Below are 583 nucleotides of genomic sequence, written 5' to 3'. Positions count from 1 at the left end.
GCTGGTCGCACGCGCGGCGCAAGCTGCGGGAAATATTCGACCGGGACGGGTCCGAGATCGCTGCCGAAGGTCTGCGCAGGATCGCCGAATTCTACCGGATCGAGGCCGAGATCCGCGGCATGGGCCCCGGCCAGCGCCTTTCCGCCCGCCAGGCCCGCACCGCGCCGCTGGTCGCGGCCTTCGGCACCTGGCTGCAGGAGCAGCGGCGCCGGGTCTCGGCCAAATCCCGGCTGGGCGAGAAGCTGAGCTACATCCACAACCACTGGGACGGCCTGCAGACCTTCCTGACCGACGGCCGGGTCGAGATCGACTCCAATTCCGTGGAGAACCTGATCCGCCCGATTGCTTTGAACCGCAAGAATGCCCTCTTCGCGGGCCATGACGAGGGCGGCCGTGCCTGGGGACGCATTGCCTCGCTGATCGAGACAGCGAAGATCAGCGGCGTCGAGCCTTTCGCCTATCTCAAGGCCACGCTGGAGGCGATCGCCGCCGGGCATCCGCAGAAGCGCATCGACGAACTTCTTCCATGGAATTTCAAGCCGTCAACCTGAGATCCCGTGAGCCGGGAGCACCGCTTACGGCG

General features: G+C 66.6%; 1 protein-coding gene. It reads left to right on the top strand.

The genetic code is table 11. The annotated features are described in order from the left end of the window. Nucleotides 1-551, top strand: a 551-nt coding sequence (locus tag HCC78_RS33065) for a transposase (RefSeq protein ID WP_172332884.1), incomplete at its 5' end; no start/stop codon positions are given. Between the last annotated feature and the right edge of the window lie 32 nt (nt 552-583).

This window comes from Mangrovicoccus sp. HB161399 (genome assembly GCF_013184745.1).
Taxonomy (GTDB): Bacteria; Pseudomonadota; Alphaproteobacteria; order Rhodobacterales; family Rhodobacteraceae; genus Mangrovicoccus.
This window is presented reverse-complemented; position numbering and strand designations above follow the sequence as displayed.